Raw genomic sequence first — 15481 nt, 5'->3', positions numbered from 1 at the left:
GGAGCGGCAACAGGCCATGCGGCAGCGAACCCGCGCTCTGAACTCGTCGAGCAGCGGTGGCGTCTTGTGATGGCCGCACCCGACACGTCGACGATGTCCGCTGAGTGCGCCTTGGCCCAGCGCCCGGAGTACATGGACCTTCACCGCTCGTGCCGCCAGACCAAGGACGTGCCGCTCCCCCACAGCAGCGGGATTCTGCTCGTACGTCGCTGTACATGCCCTCACCACCGCTACGTCGCAGACGGGTGACGCCTGCTCACCCAACCGTCTGAGCCCCTTCCCGACTTGGCTGGGAAGGGGCTCACTTGTCTGTGGCCTGAGGTGATGTCGACGGCAGTGGGTCATATGCCCCGCGCACCTGTGCGCCCCGGGTTGATAACGGGAGGGCAGGACAAACCAGCCTAAGTGACTGGGCGCGGTGCAATTCGCAGCCGCCGCGTCGACGATGTCGGTCATGACTCCGGGCCGGTGGGTGGGGCAAGACCGCACGACTGCACGACCCGGGCCAGGAACACCGGCCCACCCGAGAACATTTGCGTACCGCATCAGCGCGGGTGTCTCGGTCCGAACCGTAGGGTTCGGATCGAGGCTGCCTGCGCACCCGATCCGACCCATGACAGGGAAGGTCAGGATCGGTGGACGGCACCGCCATCATCGTCATTCTCGCCATCGCTGGTGTGGCTTCCGTGCTGCTCTTTGCGCTCAAAGGGCTGCTGGACCAGGTCCCGGACGTGATCGACTCCGCGGGGAAAGCACGCGATGCGTGGCAGCGCTTCAAGAAGCCCGAGCTGCCGCCCCGGGCGGACGACCAAGAGCCGCCCATGGCCGCGTAGGCCCGTCGTGGGGTCTCCGTCGCTCTCCCTGGGTACAGAGAGGTGTCGTGGGCTCAGGCGGCGATGGTCAACGGAACCGGATCGGAGCCAGACCCCCGGAAAGAGGTGGGGGCGTGCCTAGGGTGAACCCATGACGACGTACGCCGCGCTGCTGCGCGGAATCAACGTGGGTGGCGCCAAGAAGGTGCCGATGGCCGACCTGCGCACCCTGCTGACCGGTCTCGGGTACGACGCGGTCGCCACCTACCTCCAGAGCGGCAACGCGGTCTTCTCCAGCGAGGACGGCGACGAGGACTCCCTCGCCGCCGAGATCACCGCCGCCCTGGAGAAGCACTTCGGGTTCACCGTGGACGTCCTGGTGCGCGACCACGTCTATCTGGAGGCCGTACGGGCCGCCTGCCCGTTCCCGGCGGCCGAGCTGGAGGGCCGGCAGCTGCACGTGACCTACTTCTCGGAGCAGGTGGAGGAGGACCGTTTTGCCGGGCTGGACCGAACGGCCTTTCTCCCGGAGGAGTTCCGGCTCGGCGACCGGGCGCTCTATCTGTACGCCCCCGAGGGCCTCGGCCGCTCCAAGCTGGCGGTGGCGTTGTCGAAGCCGCGCCTGCTGAAGGGCCTGATCGCCACCACCCGCAACTGGAACACCGTCGTGAAGATGGCCGAGCTGACGTCGACCGGGAGCTGACCATGCGTTACCTCGTCATCGGCGCCGGCGCGGTCGGCGGAGCCATAGGCGGGCGCCTCGCCCAGGCAGGACACGAGGTCGTCCTCGTCGCCCGCGGCGCCCAGTACACGGCCCTGCGCGACCACGGCCTGCGCCTGAGGACCCCCGACGGCGACCGCGTCCACCCCCTCCCCACGGTGGACGGCCCCGCCGCACTCGGTGAGCTGCGCCCCGACGACGTCCTCCTCCTCGCGGTGAAGACCCAGGACACCGACGCGGCCCTCGCGACCTGGGGCCCCGCCCCGGTGGCCGGCGGCGGCACGGCGGCCGAGCGCCTCCCCCTGGTCTGCGCCCAGAACGGCGTGGAGAGCGGACGGCTCGCCCTGCGCCGCTTCCGGCGCGTGTACGGCGTCTGCGTGTGGCTGCCCGCCACCTTCGTGGAGCCGGGCGTGGTGTCGGCGGCCGGCACCCCGCTCACCGGCATGCTCCACCTCGGCCGCTACCCCCACGGCACCGACGAGACGGCCCACCGCATCGCCGCCGACCTGGAGAAGTCCTGGTTCGAGGCCCCCGTCGTCCCGGACGTCCAGCGCTGGCAGTACGCCAAACTGCTCGGCAACCTCGGCAACGCCGTCGAAGCGCTGAGCGGCCCCGTCGACGGCGAGGACGCCGCCGCGCTGCTCGCCCGGGTGCGGGCGGAGGGCGAGCGGGTGCTCGACGCGGCGGGCATCGTGTACACGAGCGCGGAGGAGCAGCGGACGGCCAGGGGCGACAAGATCACCCTGGTGCCGCTGGACGGCGCTCCACGTGGCGGCGGCTCCTCCTGGCAGTCCCTCACCCGGGGCACCGGCACCATCGAGGCCGACCACCTCAACGGCGAGATCGTCCTGCTCGGCCGGCTGCACGGCGTACCGACACCGCTGAACGAGCTGCTGCAACGCCTCGCGAACACCTTCGCCCGCGAGCGCAGGCCCGCCGGATCGATGCCGGTCAAGGAACTCGTGCGCCGGGCCGACGAGGCGGAGCGAGGGGACGCGGGGGAGCGAGTGGGCGCGGGGGAGCGACGGAAGGCGGGGGAGGGGACCGCGCGGGCGGACGCCGGGTAGCGGGCCGGCCGGGACGGTCGTGCCCGCGACGGTGTCGCGTTTGTTCAAGAGCCGTGGGCGCGCCGTCCCTAGCGTGGGACGCATGAAGAGCCACGACTCGTACCCGTACATGGTCGAATGCGCAGCCGAGGCGGCCCGTGTCGCACGGGGCGTCACGGCGGCGCAGCTCGCCCTGCCCACGCACTGCCCCGGCTGGGACGTCCGGGCCCTGGTGAACCACTGGGTCCTCTACACCTCGCACGGCCTGGAGCACCGCGCCCGGCGCACCCCGCTCCCCGACGAGCTGACGCGGCGGGACTTCACCGCCGACCCGGACTGGGCCGGCGCGTACGCCGCCCAGTTGGACCGGGCGGTCGCGGCCTGGGCCGACCCGGCGGTCTGGGAGGGCGACATCGACCTCGGCATGGGCCCGCTGCCGGCCGCCGACCTCGCCGGGATGGTCATCAAGGAGATGGCGGTGCACGGCTGGGACGTCGCCACGGTCACCGGTCAGGAGTTCCAGGTCTCGGAGGAGGCCGCCCGCTTCGTCCTCGGCGTCGTCGAGACCCACGCCGAGCTCTACCGCCGCTACGACGGCTTCGCGGCCCCGGTGCCCGTGCCGTCCGACGCCCCGGCCTTCGACCGGGCGCTGGCGTCGAGCGGCCGTGACCCGAGGGGCGGTTCACCGGTCGACACCGGCCAGGGAGCCGACGGAAAACCGATGGACGGTCCGACCGGGGACGACGTACTGTCGGCCTCCACGCCCTGAGACCGACGGAAGGAGGCGAGTGCCGTGCGGTTCACACCTTTCCAGCGCTCCCTTCCCCGCTGTCCCGGCGTGTTCGACGAGGTCTGACCGGGAGCGCTCCAAGCAGTCCGCATCCCGGAGGAACCTTCCATGACCGACACGGTCATCCGCGCGCTCACCGCGAGCGACGCCGCTCTGTTCGACGCACACCCCGACCCGCTGGGCGCCCGTGAGGGACACCGGCGTACCCGTTTCCGCCCCGACTGGCGGCGCGTCGCCCTGCGCGACGGCGAAGTCGTCGCGCGCGGCGCGTGGTGGGGCGGGCCCGACGACCCCGAGCCCGTCAACATCAACTGGTTCGACGTCGCCGAGGGCGAGGAGGAGGCCGGCGCCGAACTCCTGCGCTCCGCCCCCTGGCGCGTCGAACTGGAGATCAACCTGCCCGGCGGCTGGCGGGACGATCCCGCCCTGCGCGCCGCCGCCGAGACCCGCTTCGCCGCCGCACGGGCCGCCGGGTACGACATCCTGGTGGAGCGCTTCCTCTACCGCTGGACCCCCGAGCGGGGTCTGCCCGAGCGGCCCGGACGTCTGCGGTTCGCCGCCGAACCCGACGACGAGGTGTTCCGCGACGCGCTGCGCCGCATCCACTCCGTCACCCTCGACGCCCACGCGCTGAAGGCCATCGAGGAGGGCGGCCTCGACCGGGCCGCGCAGGAGGAGCTGGACTTCTTCCACTGGTGCCCGTCCCCGCGGGAGTGGTGGCAGGTCGCGCGCACCCCCGGCGGCGACCTCGCCGGCATCCACATCCCGGCGCACAACCCCTCCGGCCCGACCATCGGCTTCATCGGGGTCGTCCCGGAACACCGCGGCCACGGCTACGCCTACGACCTGCTCGCCGAGTGCACGCACTTCCTCGTCGAACAGGGCGCGGAGTTCGTCAGCGGGGCGACGGACCGGGGCAACTTCCCCATGGCCGCGAACTTCACGAAGGCCGGCTTCCCGGTGGTACGGGAACGCGTCAACCTCCACCCGCAGGGCCCCAACCCGGCGGACCGGGACCCGGCCGGCCCGGCGGCCTGACCGCCGGTGGCCGGGGGCCCGTCATTCCTCTGCCGGGCCCCCGGCCTCCCACCGCAGCAGATCGCCCGGCTGGCAGTCGAGGACCTCGCAGAGCGCGGCGAGCGTCGCGAAGCGCACCGCCTTGGCGCGGCCGTTCTTGAGGACCGCCAGGTTGGCGGGTGTGATCCCGACGCGGTCGGCGAGTTCGCCCACGGACATCTTCCGCCGGGCCAGCATCACATCGATGTCGACCGCGATCGGCATCAGATCACCTCGTCCAGTTCGGCCCGCATCCGTGTCGCCTCGACCTCGCGGGCGACGGCCTGCGCGAGCAGCATCCGCAGCACCAGCACGATCAGCGCGACCCCGAGAACGGCCACGCCGATCCCGCCCATGATGACGGTGACGCCCGGGTCCTCCCGCTGCCCCGGCGCGTTGACGGCCGTGACCGCGAACCACACGAGGGCGGCGGCCACGATGGAGCCGATCACACCGTCCACGTACCGGAAGGCGGCCGGGGAGAACACGGTTCCGCGCCGCACCATCGTCACCAGTCGCCCCACGCACACCAGGGCGACCTGGACCGCCACCATGCCGAGCACCGTGATCACGCGCAGCGCGGTCAGCGGGAGCGACCCGTCCTCGGGGTCGCTCCCGGACACCAGCACCCACACCATCGACACCTGCACGAAGAGGGTGCCGGCGAACACCACCATGAGCACGGCGCGCAGCGCGCGCACGGCCAGCTTTCCCATGACCCGTCCTCCCATCGAGTTGCGATGGGAATCTATCGAGTTTCGATAGGCGAGGCAAGGGTGGCCCCCAGCGTCAGTTGATGCACGCCATCCAGGCCGGGTAGTGGGAGTTGGGCCCCACGTACAGGGCGGCGCAGGCGTGGCCGTTCTTCTTGGTCGCCTTGGTGACCTCGATGTACGCGTCCCGCTTGACCATCGGGTACTTGTCGTTGTGCCACGTCTTCTGGTTGGTGACCGTCAGACGGGCCTTGAAGGAGTTCTTGTTGTAGCTCTTCACCGAGGCGACGAACTGGTTCGTCCTGGCGCCGGCGTTGCCCTTCGTGCGGTACGTGATGCAGACCTTCACGTCGTGCCGCTCGTCGCACTTCTGGGTCTTGAGCTTCTTCTTCGCCGCCACCGTCGACACCGACCGGACGCCGGTGTCGGTCTGGCCGCCGGAGCCGGCCAGGACCGGCGAGGCGGAGGCGGTGAGGGCGGCCAGGGCCATGCCCGCGACCGCGGTCGTCTTCAAGCGCATGTTCGGTTCCTCCCGTTTGGCTGTGCACAACCAGGGTTGCCGCCAAGCCCCGAGTGGGCCAAGGGAGTTGAGGGAGAACTGAGGCGAATGTGTCCCAAGGTGCAGTGCCCCGAAGGGCAGTCACCGGCGGGGATCAGGCCGCGGTGAGCTGTCCGGCGCGCAGGGAGGCGGTGTAGCGGCGCAGCAGCAGCGCGGCCAGCTCGGGCGACGGGCCGAGCACATCGGCGAGGACGTCGGCCTCCGCCTCACGGGCGCCCGCGGCGATCCGGTCCGGCAGCCGGCCGGGCGCGATGACGTACGGCGCCACGGCCACCCGACGGCAGCCGAGCGCCCGCAGCTCCCGCACGGCGTCCTCCGTGCGGGGCAGCGACGCGGAGGCGAACGCGGGCCGCACGGCGCACCAACCGGTGTGCCGCCACTCCCGCGCGATTGCTGCGATCACCGCGATCGCCTCCGGATCCGTGGACCCCGCCGAGGCCAGCACGACCCCGGTCGAGGACGTGTCGGCGGGGCTCAGCCCCGCCTCGTACAGCCGGCGTTCGAGGCCCGCCAGCAGCAGCGGCGACGGGCCGAGCACCTCCGCCTGGCGGATCCGCAGCCGGGGCGGCGCGTCGCGCAGCACCGCCGGGATGTCCGCCTTGGCGTGGAACGCCCGCGTCAGCAGCAGCGGCAGCGCCACCACGTCCTGGACGCCCTCCGCCGCGAGGGACTCCAGCACCCCCCGCACCGAGGGGACGTTGAAGTCCAGGAAGCCCGTCTCCACGCGCAGCCCGGGCCGCATCGCCCGGACCCGCCGCACGAGGGCGTGCACGGTCGCGGCGTGCCGCGGATCACGGCTGCCGTGGGCGACGACGAGGAGGACGGGGCTGCGCATGGAGTCGGCTCTTTCCGGTCTGTGGCTCTGTTCCTGTTCCTGTTTCGGTCGCGGCGTGCGGTTCGGTTGCGGCCCCGCTCTCAGCTCTTCACGAGCAGACCGCGGCCGCGCAGGACCCGGCGCTCCAGCGGACTGAAGATCAGCAGGTCGATGGCGATGCCGACCAGCAGGATCAGGAAGATGGCGAGGAAGACGGTGGCCATGTCGATGTTGGTCCGGCCGTTCTCCAGCAGCTGGCCGAGGCCCACGCCGAGATCGGGGTGGTGGGCGATGATCTCCGCCGCCATCAGCGAGCGCCACGAGAACGCCCAGCCCTGCTTCAACCCCGCCAGATAGCCGGGCAGCGCGGCCGGCATCACGATGTGCCAGGCGCCCTGCAGGCCGGTGGCGCCCATCGTGCGGCCCGCCCGCAGATACAGCGGAGGCACCTGGTCGATACCGGAGACCAGCCCGTTGGCGATCGACGGGACCGCGCCGAGCAGGATCACCGCGTACATCATCTCGTCGCTCAGTCCCAGCCACACCACGGCCGGCGGAACCCACGCCACCGACGGAAGCGACTGGAGACCGGAGAGGATCGGCCCGATCGCCGCCCGCACGAACCGCACCCGGGCCACCAGGATGCCCAGCGGGGTGCCGATCGCCAACGCGATCAGGAAGCCGAACAGACCGCGCGAGACGCTCGTCCAGATGTAGCCGAGCAGCTTGCCCTCCAGCCACGCCTGCTCCGCCGCGTCCCACACGGCGGACGGCGAGGGCAGCGTGGCCGGGTCCGTGACGATCCCGAACGAGATCAGGCCCTGCCACACCGCGAGGACCAGCACGACCGCGACGACCGGCGGAACGATCTTGGTGCGGAGGGTCTCGCCGAAGGAGGGCCGGCCGGTGCCGGTCGTCTCCAGCGCGTCGAGACCGGCCTCCACCCCACCGAGCCGGTCCTTGTCGCCGGCCGGCGGCTCGATGGTGTCCGTCGTCCTCGTCTCACTGCTGGCCATGACGGCGGATCTCCTCACGCAGAACATCGGTGATCTCCAGGGACAGCTCCGCGACCGGCGCGTCCTCGATACGGCGCGGCTGCGGGATGTCCACCCGCCACTCCCGGGCCACCCGGCCCGGACGCGAGGACAGCAGCACCACCCGCTGGGCGAGGCGCACCGCCTCGCGGACGTTGTGCGTGACGAAGAGGACGGAGAGCCGCGTCTCCTCCCAGATCCGGGTCAGCTCGTCGTGCAGCACGTCCCGCGTGATGGCGTCGAGCGCCGCGAACGGCTCGTCCATCAGCAGGAGCTTGCTCTCCTGTCCGAGCGCCCGCGCCAGCGCCACCCGCTGGCGCATACCGCCGGACAGCTCGTGCACCCGCTTGCCGTACGCGCCCTTCAGCCGGACGAGTTCGAGCAGGGCCTCGGCGCGCTCGCGCCGCTCGTTCTTCGGTACGCCCCGGAGCTTCAGGGCGAGTTCGATGTTCTTGCCCGCGGTCAGCCACGGGAAGAGGGCGTGCTCCTGGAACATCAGGGCGGGACGCCCGTCGGTGCTGATGCTGCCCTGGCTGGGCTTGTCGAGCCCCGCGACCAGGTTGAGCAGCGTGGACTTGCCGCAGCCCGAGGCCCCCAGGAGGGTGACGAACTCGCCCGGAGCGACATCGAGGGTGATGTCGTCGAGGACGAGCTGCTGCCCGGCGGGTCCGGCGAAGGACTTCGACACGTGCTCGATACGGGCGGCGTGCTCGACGGTCCCGACACCGTCGGCGGCCTTGGCGAGTGCGGTGGCCATGGTCGTCACCTCCTGGGAACTCAGCGGACTGCGGTTACTTGACGCCGAGGCCGGCGTCGTCGACCTCGGGCTCGCCCTCGGCCTTCAGGACCTTGTTGAGGATCGACAGGTCGTAGATGCCGTCCAGCAGCGGATCCTGCAGCAGACCGGCCTTGACCGCGTGCTCCGCCTCGGTGTTGAGGGTGGAGGCCAGCGGGTCGTTGGTGAACTGGATCGACTTCCACGCCGGGTCGAGGACCTTGGCGTCCAGGGCCTTGCCCGAGTCCTCCTTCAGACGGGCGTTGGCGGCCGCCTTCGCCTTCTCCCCGTCGGAGTTGATGAAGGCGTTCGTCTTGACCGCGCCGCGCAGCACCGCCTCGACGACCTTCGGGTGCTCCTTGAGGAAGTCCTGCCGCACGATGATGTTCGTGATCACGAACTTCTTGTCCGGCCACAGGTCGGACTCGTCCAGCAGCACCTTCGCGCCCTCGGCGACCAGCTTCGACGCGGTCGGCTCCGGCACCCAGGCGCCGTCGATCGAGCCCGACTTGTAGGCGTCCGGGGTGATCTTGTTGTCGGTGCGGACGACGGAGACGTCGCCCTTGCCGCTCTCCGCGTCGACCTTCCAGCCCTGCTCGGCGATCCAGTTGAGGAACGCCACGTCCTGCGTGTTGCCGAGCTGCGGCGTCGCGATCTTCTTGCCCTTGACGTCCTTCAGGGACTTGATCTTGCCCGGGTTGACGACGAGCTTCACACCGCCGGAGGCCGAACCGCCGATGATGCGCAGGCCCTTGCCGGCGGACTTGGTGAACCCGTTGATGGCCGGGGAGGGGCCGATCCAGCCGATGTCGATCGACTTCGAGTTGAGCGCCTCGATCTCGGACGGCCCGGCGTTGAAGGTCGCGTACTCGGCCTTGGTGGCGCCGAGCTCCTTCTGGAAGATGCCTTCCTGACGGCCGACCAGCGCGGTGGCGTGCGTCAGGTTGCCGAAGTAGCCGATCTTGACGGTGTCGAGGCCCTCGATCTTCTTGGCCCCGGCGGCGACCTTGACCGTGTCGTCGTCCTTGGCCTGGGAGCCGTAGCCGCAGGCGGCGAGGGTGAGCAGGGGAAGCGTTGCGATGACCGCGACGGAACGCCGGAAGGCGGATGAGCGGTTGGCAGGCACGGGAGGTGTTCCTCTCGGAGGCCCGGCGGTCACAGCCCTTCGGGGAGTGGCCGGGGAATCAGGAAAAAGGTCTTCGTCGCAACGGGGACGTCCGGTGGGGGGACGGGGCGCGCAAGCGGTGCGCGTACGTCAGCGCACACATCGGGCGACTCCGCCCTGCCCGCTGCCGAGGGCGCCGGAGCCGACCCGGCCGCCCTCCTTCGCGAACGTCGCGTAGTAGTCCACGGGGTTCATGTCAGAAGTCCCACCCGTCGTCCTCGGAGTCGTCCTTGACGGGCTCCGGGGAGGCGAACGACTCGCCGACCATCCCGGCGGTCAGGGTCGTGCCGTCGGACGGGTCGATCAGGATGAACGAACCGGTGCGGCGGGAGTCGGCGTAGGAGTCGACCGGCAGCGCCTCCGCCGTACGGACCTTCACCCGGCCGATGTCGTTGGCGACGAGCTGTCCCGGGTGCGGGTGCAGGGACAGGTCGTCGAGCGTGAGCCGGGACGGGATGTCCTTGACGATCGCCTTCACCGTGCGGGTGCCGTGCTTGAGCAGCACCCGGTGGCCGACCGTCAGCGGCTGGTCGGCGACATGGCACACGGTCGCCTCGATGTCCTGCGTCGTCGCGGGCGCGTCCTTGCTCGGCACGATCAGGTCGCCGCGCGAGATGTCGATGTCGTCCTCCAGCAGGAGCGTCACCGACTGCGGGGTGTAGGCGACGTCGACCGGCTTGCCCAGCACGTCGATCCCCGCGACCTTCGTCGCCCGGCCGGACGGCAGCACCGTCACCGGGTCGCCCACCCGGAACGTACCGGCGGCGATCTGACCGGCGTACCCCCGGTAGTCGGGGTGCTCGGCGGTCTGCGGGCGGATCACGTACTGCACGGGCAGCCGGGCGTGGCAGTGCGCCAGGTCGTGGCTGACCGGCACGGTCTCCAGGTGCTCCAGCACCGTCGGGCCGCCGTACCAGTCCATGTGGGCGGACGGCTCCACCACGTTGTCGCCGGCCAGCGCCGAGATCGGGATCGCGGTGATCTCGGGGACGCCCAGCTCGGACGCGTACGCCGTGAACTCCTCGGCGATCGCCGCGAAGACCTTCTCCTCGTACGCGACGAGGTCCATCTTGTTGACGGCGAGCACCACGTGCGGGACGCGCAGCAGCGCGGCGATCGCGGCGTGCCGGCGGGTCTGCTCGACGACGCCGTTGCGGGCGTCGACCAGGATCACCGTCAGCTCGGCGGTGGAGGCACCCGTCACCATGTTGCGGGTGTACTGCACATGGCCGGGCGTGTCGGCGAGGATGAACCGGCGCTTGGCCGTGGCGAAGTAGCGGTACGCCACGTCGATGGTGATGCCCTGCTCGCGCTCGGCCCGCAGACCGTCGGTGAGCAGCGCGAGGTCCGGGCCCTCCTGGCCCCGGCTGGCCGAGGCGCGCTCCACGGCCTCCAGCTGGTCGGTGAGGACCGACTTGGAGTCGTGCAGCAGCCGGCCGACGAGGGTGGACTTGCCGTCGTCGACGGAGCCCGCGGTGGCGAACCTGAGGAGTGTGGTGGCGGAGAGTTCCGCGGTCGTCGTCATGCTTAGAAGTACCCCTCGCGCTTGCGGTCTTCCATCGCGGCCTCGGACAGCTTGTCGTCGGCGCGGGTGGCGCCCCGCTCGGTGAGCCGGGACGCGGCGATCTCGGTGATGACCTGCTCCAGCGTCACCGCGTCGGAGTCGACGGCACCGGTGCAGGACATGTCACCCACGGTCCGGTAGCGGATGAGCCGCTTCTCGACGGTCTCGCCGTCCTTCGGGCCGCCCCACTCGCCGGCGGTCAGCCACATCCCGGCCCGCTGGAACACCTCACGCTCGTGCGCGAAGTAGATCTCCGGCAGTTCGATGCCCTCACGGGCGATGTACTGCCACACGTCCAGCTCGGTCCAGTTGGACAGCGGGAAGACCCGCACGTGCTCACCGGGGGCGTGCCGGCCGTTGTAGAGCTGCCACAGCTCGGGGCGCTGACGGCGCGGGTCCCACTGCGAGAACTCGTCGCGCAGCGAGAACACCCGCTCCTTGGCGCGTGCCTTCTCCTCGTCGCGCCGGCCGCCGCCGAAGACCGCGTCGAACCTCTCCGACTGGATCTTCTCGGTCAGCGGCACCGTCTGCAGCGGATTGCGGGTGCCGTCCGGGCGCTCCTTGAGGACCCCGCGGTCGATGTAGTCCTGCACCGACGCCACGTGCAGCCGCAGGTTGTGCCGGTCCACCGTGCGGTCCCGGTACTCGATGACCTCGGGGAAGTTGTGCCCGGTGTCCACGTGCAGCAGGGAGAAGGGGACCGCCGCCGGGGCGAACGCCTTCAGCGCCAGGTGCAGCATGACGATGGAGTCCTTGCCGCCGGAGAACAGGATCACCGGCCGCTCGAACTCGCCCGCCACCTCACGGAAGATGTGGACGGCCTCGGACTCCAGCGCGTCCAGGTGGGAGAGGGTGTACGGCGTGCCGGTGCCCTCGGACACGGCCGCGACGGTCGTCGTCATGCCAGACCCCTCTCGGTGAGCAGCTTGTGGACCAGCGCCGCGGACTCCTGGACCGTCTGGTCCTGCGACTCGATGCGCAGATCCGGGTTCACGGGCTCCTCGTACGGGTCGTCGACCCCGGTCAGCCCGGAGATCTCGCCCGCCGCCTGCTTGGCGTACAGCCCCTTCACATCGCGTTCGGAGCACACCTCGACCGGGGTGGCCACATGGATCTCCAGATACGCGGCACCGCTCGCCTCGTGCCGCTCGCGGACCGCCTCGCGGCTGTCGGCGTACGGCGCGATGACCGGGACCAGCACCTTGACGCCGTTGCGGGCGAGCAGGTCGGCGAGGAAGCCGATGCGCTGCACGTTGGTGTGCCGGTCGGCGCGGCTGAAGCCGAGTCCGGCGGTGAGGAACTCGCGGATCTCGTCGCCGTCCAGCACCTCGACGAGGTGGCCCTCCTCGCGCAGCCGGCTCGCCAGCTCGTACGCGATGGTGGTCTTGCCGGCGCTCGGCAGACCCGTGAGCCAGACGGTGGCTCCGGTCGTCACTTGGTTCTCCTGGTTCGTCACGGGCACGGTCGCGGTCACAGGTGCAGCCCGCACTCGGTCTTGGCGCTGCCGGCCCAGCGGCCGGCGCGCGCGTCCTCGCCGGGGGCGACGCGGCGGGTGCAGGGGGCGCAGCCCACGGAGGCGTAGCCGTCCATGAGCAGCGGGTTGGTGAGCACCCCGTGCTCGGCGACGTAGGCGTCCACGTCGTCCTGCGTCCAGCGGGCGATCGGGGCGATCTTGACCTTGCCCCGCTTCTCGTCCCAGGCGACGACCGGGGTGTTCGCCCGGGTCGGGGACTCGTCGCGGCGCAGGCCGGTCGCCCACGCGTCGAAGCGGGCGAGGCCCTCCTCGAGCGGCTTGACCTTGCGCAGGAAGCAGCACAGGTCCGGGTCGCGGTCGTGGAGCTTCGGACCGTGCTCGGCGTCCTGTTCGGCGACCGTCCGGCGCGGGGTGATCGTGATGACGTTGACGTCCATCACGGCCTCCACCGCGTCCCGGGTGCCGATGGTCTCCGGGAAGTGGTAGCCGGTGTCGAGGAACACCACGTCCACCCCGGGCCTGGCCCGGGAGGCGAGGTGCGCGACCACGGCGTCCTCCATGGAGGAGGTCACGCAGAACCGCTCACCGAAGGTGTCCACGGCCCACTGGAGGATCTCCAGCGCCGAGGCGTCCTCCAGATCACGGCCGGCCTGCTCGGCGAGCGCCTTGAGTTCGGCGCGCCGGGCGTCCTCGGGGCCGGACGCGGTGTCGTCGTCGCTCAGTGGCGCGGATGTGTCGCCGTCCGCCTGAACGGTCGTCATATCTGGTCCCCTCCGCTGTCGGCTCGCTGAAGCCCTCGGGCCAGCAGCCCGAGGAACTTCAGCTGGAAGGCTCGATTGCACGCCCCGCATTCCCACGCGCCGTGGCCCTCTTCGTTCGGGCGCAGGTCCTCGTCACCGCAGTAGGGGCAGTAGAACGGCGCGGCTCGCTCGCTCATGACAGGGACTCCTCGCCGGCACGGGCCACCCAGGTGGCGAACCGCTCGCCCTCCTCGCGCTCCTCCTGGAAGCGCCTGAGGACCCGCTCGACGTAGTCGGGCAGTTCCTCGGAGGTGACCTTCAGACCGCGCACCTTGCGGCCGAACCCGGCCTCCAGACCGAGCGCGCCGCCCAGGTGCACCTGGAAGCCCTCGACCTGCTCGCCCCGCTCGTCGAGGACGAGTTGTCCCTTGAGACCGATGTCCGCCACCTGGATACGCGCGCAGGCGTTGGGGCAGCCGTTGATGTTGATGGTGAGCGGCTCGTCGAAGTCCGGCAGGCGGCGCTCCAGTTCGTCGATGAGCGAGGAACCGCGGGCCTTGGTCTCGACGATCGCGAGCTTGCAGTACTCGATGCCGGTGCAGGCCATCGTGCCGCGCCGGAACGGCGACGGGTTCACCGTGAGGTCCAGCGCCTCCAGCCCCGCGACGAGCGAGTCGACCTGGTCCTCGGTGACGTCGAGCACGATCATCTTCTGCTCGACGGTGGTGCTGACCCGGCCGGAGCCGTGGGCCTCGGCGAGGTCGGCGATCTTCGTCAGGGTGGTGCCGTCGACCCGGCCGACGCGCGGGGCGAACCCGACGTAGTAGCGGCCGTCGTTCTGCGGGTGCACACCGACGTGGTCGCGCCAGCGCTCCACGGGCTGGTCAGGGGCGGGCCCGTCGACCAGCTTCCGCTTGAGGTACTCGTCCTCCAGGACCTGGCGGAACTTCTCGGTGCCCCAGTCCGCGAGGAGGAACTTCAGCCGGGCGCGGGTGCGCAGCCGCCGGTAGCCGTAGTCGCGGAAGATCGAGATGACGCCCTCGTAGACGTCCGGGACCTCGTCCAGGGGGACCCAGGCGCCGAGCCGCTGCCCGATCTTGGGGTTGGTGGACAGACCGCCGCCGACCCACAGGTCGAAGCCGGGGCCGTGCTCCGGGTGACGGACACCGACGAAGGCGATGTCGTTGATCTCGTGCGCCACGTCCAGCAGCGGCGAACCGGAGATGGCGGACTTGAACTTGCGGGGCAGGTTGGAGAACGCCTTGTTGCCGATGATCCGCCGCTGGATCTCCTCCATGGCGGGGGTGCCGTCGATGATCTCGTCCGCGGCGATACCGGCGACGGGCGAGCCGATGATCACACGCGGGGTGTCACCGCACGCCTCGGTCGTGGACAGTCCCACGGCCTCCAGCCGCTCCCAGATCTCGGGCACGTCCTCGACCCGGATCCAGTGGTACTGCACGTTCTGCCGGTCGGTGATGTCCGCGGTGCCCCGCGCGAACTCCTGCGAGATCTCACCGATGACCCGCAGCTGCCGCGTGGTGAGACGGCCGCCGTCGATGCGCACCCGCAGCATGAAGTACTTGTCGTCCAGCTCCTCCGGCTCCAGGATCGCGGTCTTGCCGCCGTCGATCCCGGGCTTGCGCTGCGTGTACAGACCCCACCAGCGCATCCGGCCGCGCAGGTCGTTGGGGTCGATCGAGTCGAAGCCGCGCTTGGAGTAGATCGTCTCAATGCGTGTCCGCACATTGAGACCGTCGTCGTCCTTCTTGAACTGCTCGTTGCCGTTGAGGGGGGTGAAATGTCCGGCGGCCCACTGTCCTTCGCCACGGTGACGGCTCACCTTGCGGCGGGGCGTGGCGGAGTTCTCCGGGGTGGCGGCCATGGTTCTACGTCCTTCGGACAAGTGGGTAAGCGGCTCTGACCTGCGCGTACGCGCACATGCGGGCACACCGGCAGGGGTGTGCGGCGCCTGCGCGTCATTGCGCTGGCCGAAACAGAGGAGGGGGTGCGGCGCTGTTGCCCGGGGTCGTGGCGACCCCTCGCGGTCGGGGCGTCAGCTCACCGGACAGATGGCGCTGGACATGCGGCCGAGGTCGACGTGCCGCCGACTCACCAAGGCAATTCCAGTTCCAGACATGACGGAAGCGTGTCACGGCTCTTTAGACCGAGTCCACCTTCATCCATATGTCGGACAGGGATGTCTCGCATGACGAGA

General features: G+C 70.7%; 19 protein-coding genes. 5 read left to right on the top strand and 14 right to left on the bottom strand.

Annotation, left to right across the window (positions count from 1 at the left end; genetic code table 11):
* Positions 1–635: 635 nt before the first annotated feature.
* From ACZ4Z2_RS29955 to ACZ4Z2_RS29935, 5 genes are all read left to right on the top strand, one after another.
* On the top strand, positions 636–833 hold the full coding sequence (locus ACZ4Z2_RS29955; RefSeq protein WP_468080215.1) for a hypothetical protein: 198 nt from the start codon (positions 636–638) through the stop codon (positions 831–833).
* A 130-nt stretch (positions 834–963) separates the two neighbouring features.
* Positions 964–1515 carry a DUF1697 domain-containing protein gene (locus ACZ4Z2_RS29950; protein ID WP_468080213.1) on the top strand — a complete coding sequence of 184 codons (552 nt, stop codon included), beginning with the start codon at positions 964–966 and terminating at the stop codon, positions 1513–1515.
* Positions 1516–1517: 2 nt separating this feature from the next.
* Positions 1518–2600, top strand: a complete 1083-nt coding sequence (locus ACZ4Z2_RS29945) for a ketopantoate reductase family protein (RefSeq protein ID WP_468080212.1) — start codon at positions 1518–1520, stop codon at positions 2598–2600.
* Between the two features lie 82 nt (positions 2601–2682).
* Complete coding sequence (locus ACZ4Z2_RS29940; RefSeq protein WP_468080210.1) at positions 2683–3348, top strand: TIGR03086 family metal-binding protein; 666 nt, start codon at positions 2683–2685, stop codon at positions 3346–3348.
* 129 nt (positions 3349–3477) lie between these two features.
* Positions 3478–4407: a GNAT family N-acetyltransferase gene (locus tag ACZ4Z2_RS29935; protein ID WP_468080208.1), complete on the top strand. Its 930-nt coding sequence runs from the start codon at positions 3478–3480 to the stop codon at positions 4405–4407.
* A gap of 21 nt (positions 4408–4428) precedes the next feature.
* On the opposite strand, the gene ACZ4Z2_RS29930 is transcribed toward ACZ4Z2_RS29935, so the two are convergent.
* From ACZ4Z2_RS29930 to ACZ4Z2_RS29865, 14 genes are all read right to left on the bottom strand, one after another.
* The gene (locus ACZ4Z2_RS29930) at positions 4429–4650 is read right to left on the bottom strand and encodes a helix-turn-helix domain-containing protein (protein WP_468080206.1); all 222 of its coding nucleotides are present in this window, start codon (positions 4648–4650) and stop codon (positions 4429–4431) included.
* Complete coding sequence (locus ACZ4Z2_RS29925; protein WP_468080204.1) at positions 4650–5141, bottom strand: DUF2975 domain-containing protein; 492 nt, start codon at positions 5139–5141, stop codon at positions 4650–4652. The genes ACZ4Z2_RS29930 and ACZ4Z2_RS29925 overlap by 1 nt, the downstream gene beginning before the upstream one ends.
* 73 nt (positions 5142–5214) lie before the next feature.
* Positions 5215–5658 (bottom strand): hypothetical protein, encoded by a 444-nt coding sequence (locus ACZ4Z2_RS29920; RefSeq protein ID WP_468080203.1) that lies wholly within the window; start codon positions 5656–5658, stop codon positions 5215–5217.
* A 133-nt stretch (positions 5659–5791) separates the two neighbouring features.
* Positions 5792–6532, bottom strand: a complete 741-nt coding sequence (locus ACZ4Z2_RS29915) for a sirohydrochlorin chelatase (RefSeq protein WP_468080201.1) — start codon at positions 6530–6532, stop codon at positions 5792–5794.
* Between the two features lie 80 nt (positions 6533–6612).
* The gene (locus ACZ4Z2_RS29910) at positions 6613–7527 is read right to left on the bottom strand and encodes an ABC transporter permease (protein WP_468080199.1); all 915 of its coding nucleotides are present in this window, start codon (positions 7525–7527) and stop codon (positions 6613–6615) included.
* The gene (locus ACZ4Z2_RS29905; protein WP_468080198.1) at positions 7514–8302 is read right to left on the bottom strand and encodes an ABC transporter ATP-binding protein; all 789 of its coding nucleotides are present in this window, start codon (positions 8300–8302) and stop codon (positions 7514–7516) included. Before ACZ4Z2_RS29905 ends, ACZ4Z2_RS29910 begins: the two co-directional genes overlap by 14 nt.
* 34 nt (positions 8303–8336) lie before the next feature.
* Positions 8337–9446 (bottom strand): aliphatic sulfonate ABC transporter substrate-binding protein, encoded by a 1110-nt coding sequence (locus tag ACZ4Z2_RS29900; protein ID WP_468080196.1) that lies wholly within the window; start codon positions 9444–9446, stop codon positions 8337–8339.
* 235 nt (positions 9447–9681) lie between these two features.
* Positions 9682–11010, bottom strand: a complete 1329-nt coding sequence (locus ACZ4Z2_RS29895) for a sulfate adenylyltransferase subunit 1 (protein WP_468080195.1) — start codon at positions 11008–11010, stop codon at positions 9682–9684.
* Between the two features lie 2 nt (positions 11011–11012).
* On the bottom strand, positions 11013–11951 hold the full coding sequence (cysD, locus tag ACZ4Z2_RS29890; protein ID WP_468080193.1) for a sulfate adenylyltransferase subunit CysD: 939 nt from the start codon (positions 11949–11951) through the stop codon (positions 11013–11015).
* The gene (gene cysC, locus ACZ4Z2_RS29885) at positions 11948–12484 is read right to left on the bottom strand and encodes an adenylyl-sulfate kinase (protein WP_468080191.1); all 537 of its coding nucleotides are present in this window, start codon (positions 12482–12484) and stop codon (positions 11948–11950) included. Before cysC ends, cysD begins: the two co-directional genes overlap by 4 nt.
* Positions 12485–12519: 35 nt before the next feature.
* On the bottom strand, positions 12520–13284 hold the full coding sequence (locus tag ACZ4Z2_RS29880) for a phosphoadenylyl-sulfate reductase (RefSeq protein WP_468080189.1): 765 nt from the start codon (positions 13282–13284) through the stop codon (positions 12520–12522).
* Positions 13281–13460, bottom strand: coding sequence for a hypothetical protein (locus tag ACZ4Z2_RS29875; RefSeq protein WP_468080187.1), 180 nt, complete (start codon positions 13458–13460; stop codon positions 13281–13283). Before ACZ4Z2_RS29875 ends, ACZ4Z2_RS29880 begins: the two co-directional genes overlap by 4 nt.
* Positions 13457–15148, bottom strand: a complete 1692-nt coding sequence (locus ACZ4Z2_RS29870) for a nitrite/sulfite reductase (protein WP_468080186.1) — start codon at positions 15146–15148, stop codon at positions 13457–13459. The genes ACZ4Z2_RS29875 and ACZ4Z2_RS29870 overlap by 4 nt, the downstream gene beginning before the upstream one ends.
* Before the next feature lie 171 nt (positions 15149–15319).
* Positions 15320–15403, bottom strand: coding sequence for a putative leader peptide (locus tag ACZ4Z2_RS29865; protein WP_309474722.1), 84 nt, complete (start codon positions 15401–15403; stop codon positions 15320–15322).
* Positions 15404–15481 lie beyond the last annotated feature (78 nt).

Source organism: Streptomyces sp. NPDC030183 (assembly GCF_055573455.1).
The sequence above is the reverse complement of the archived record's forward strand: the minus strand, read 5'-3'. Positions and strand labels throughout refer to the sequence as shown.

Excerpts from the sequence above, each read along its gene's own strand:
- ACZ4Z2_RS29870 (WP_468080186.1), bottom strand. The coding sequence starts at position 15,148 with ATGGCCGCCACCCCGGAGAACTCCGCCACGCCCCGCCGCAAGGTGAGC.
- ACZ4Z2_RS29875 (WP_468080187.1), bottom strand. The coding sequence starts at position 13,460 with ATGAGCGAGCGAGCCGCGCCGTTCTACTGCCCCTACTGCGGTGACGAG.
- cysD (WP_468080193.1), bottom strand. The coding sequence starts at position 11,951 with ATGACGACGACCGTCGCGGCCGTGTCCGAGGGCACCGGCACGCCGTAC.
- ACZ4Z2_RS29905 (WP_468080198.1), bottom strand. The coding sequence starts at position 8,302 with ATGGCCACCGCACTCGCCAAGGCCGCCGACGGTGTCGGGACCGTCGAG.
- ACZ4Z2_RS29880 (WP_468080189.1), bottom strand. The coding sequence starts at position 13,284 with ATGACGACCGTTCAGGCGGACGGCGACACATCCGCGCCACTGAGCGAC.
- ACZ4Z2_RS29950 (WP_468080213.1), top strand. The coding sequence starts at position 964 with ATGACGACGTACGCCGCGCTGCTGCGCGGAATCAACGTGGGTGGCGCC.
- ACZ4Z2_RS29865 (WP_309474722.1), bottom strand. The coding sequence starts at position 15,403 with ATGTCTGGAACTGGAATTGCCTTGGTGAGTCGGCGGCACGTCGACCTC.
- ACZ4Z2_RS29910 (WP_468080199.1), bottom strand. The coding sequence starts at position 7,527 with ATGGCCAGCAGTGAGACGAGGACGACGGACACCATCGAGCCGCCGGCC.
- ACZ4Z2_RS29895 (WP_468080195.1), bottom strand. The coding sequence starts at position 11,010 with ATGACGACGACCGCGGAACTCTCCGCCACCACACTCCTCAGGTTCGCC.
- ACZ4Z2_RS29925 (WP_468080204.1), bottom strand. The coding sequence starts at position 5,141 with ATGGGAAAGCTGGCCGTGCGCGCGCTGCGCGCCGTGCTCATGGTGGTG.
- ACZ4Z2_RS29935 (WP_468080208.1), top strand. The coding sequence starts at position 3,478 with ATGACCGACACGGTCATCCGCGCGCTCACCGCGAGCGACGCCGCTCTG.
- ACZ4Z2_RS29920 (WP_468080203.1), bottom strand. The coding sequence starts at position 5,658 with ATGCGCTTGAAGACGACCGCGGTCGCGGGCATGGCCCTGGCCGCCCTC.
- ACZ4Z2_RS29915 (WP_468080201.1), bottom strand. The coding sequence starts at position 6,532 with ATGCGCAGCCCCGTCCTCCTCGTCGTCGCCCACGGCAGCCGTGATCCG.
- ACZ4Z2_RS29940 (WP_468080210.1), top strand. The coding sequence starts at position 2,683 with ATGAAGAGCCACGACTCGTACCCGTACATGGTCGAATGCGCAGCCGAG.
- ACZ4Z2_RS29930 (WP_468080206.1), bottom strand. The coding sequence starts at position 4,650 with ATGCCGATCGCGGTCGACATCGATGTGATGCTGGCCCGGCGGAAGATG.
- ACZ4Z2_RS29945 (WP_468080212.1), top strand. The coding sequence starts at position 1,518 with ATGCGTTACCTCGTCATCGGCGCCGGCGCGGTCGGCGGAGCCATAGGC.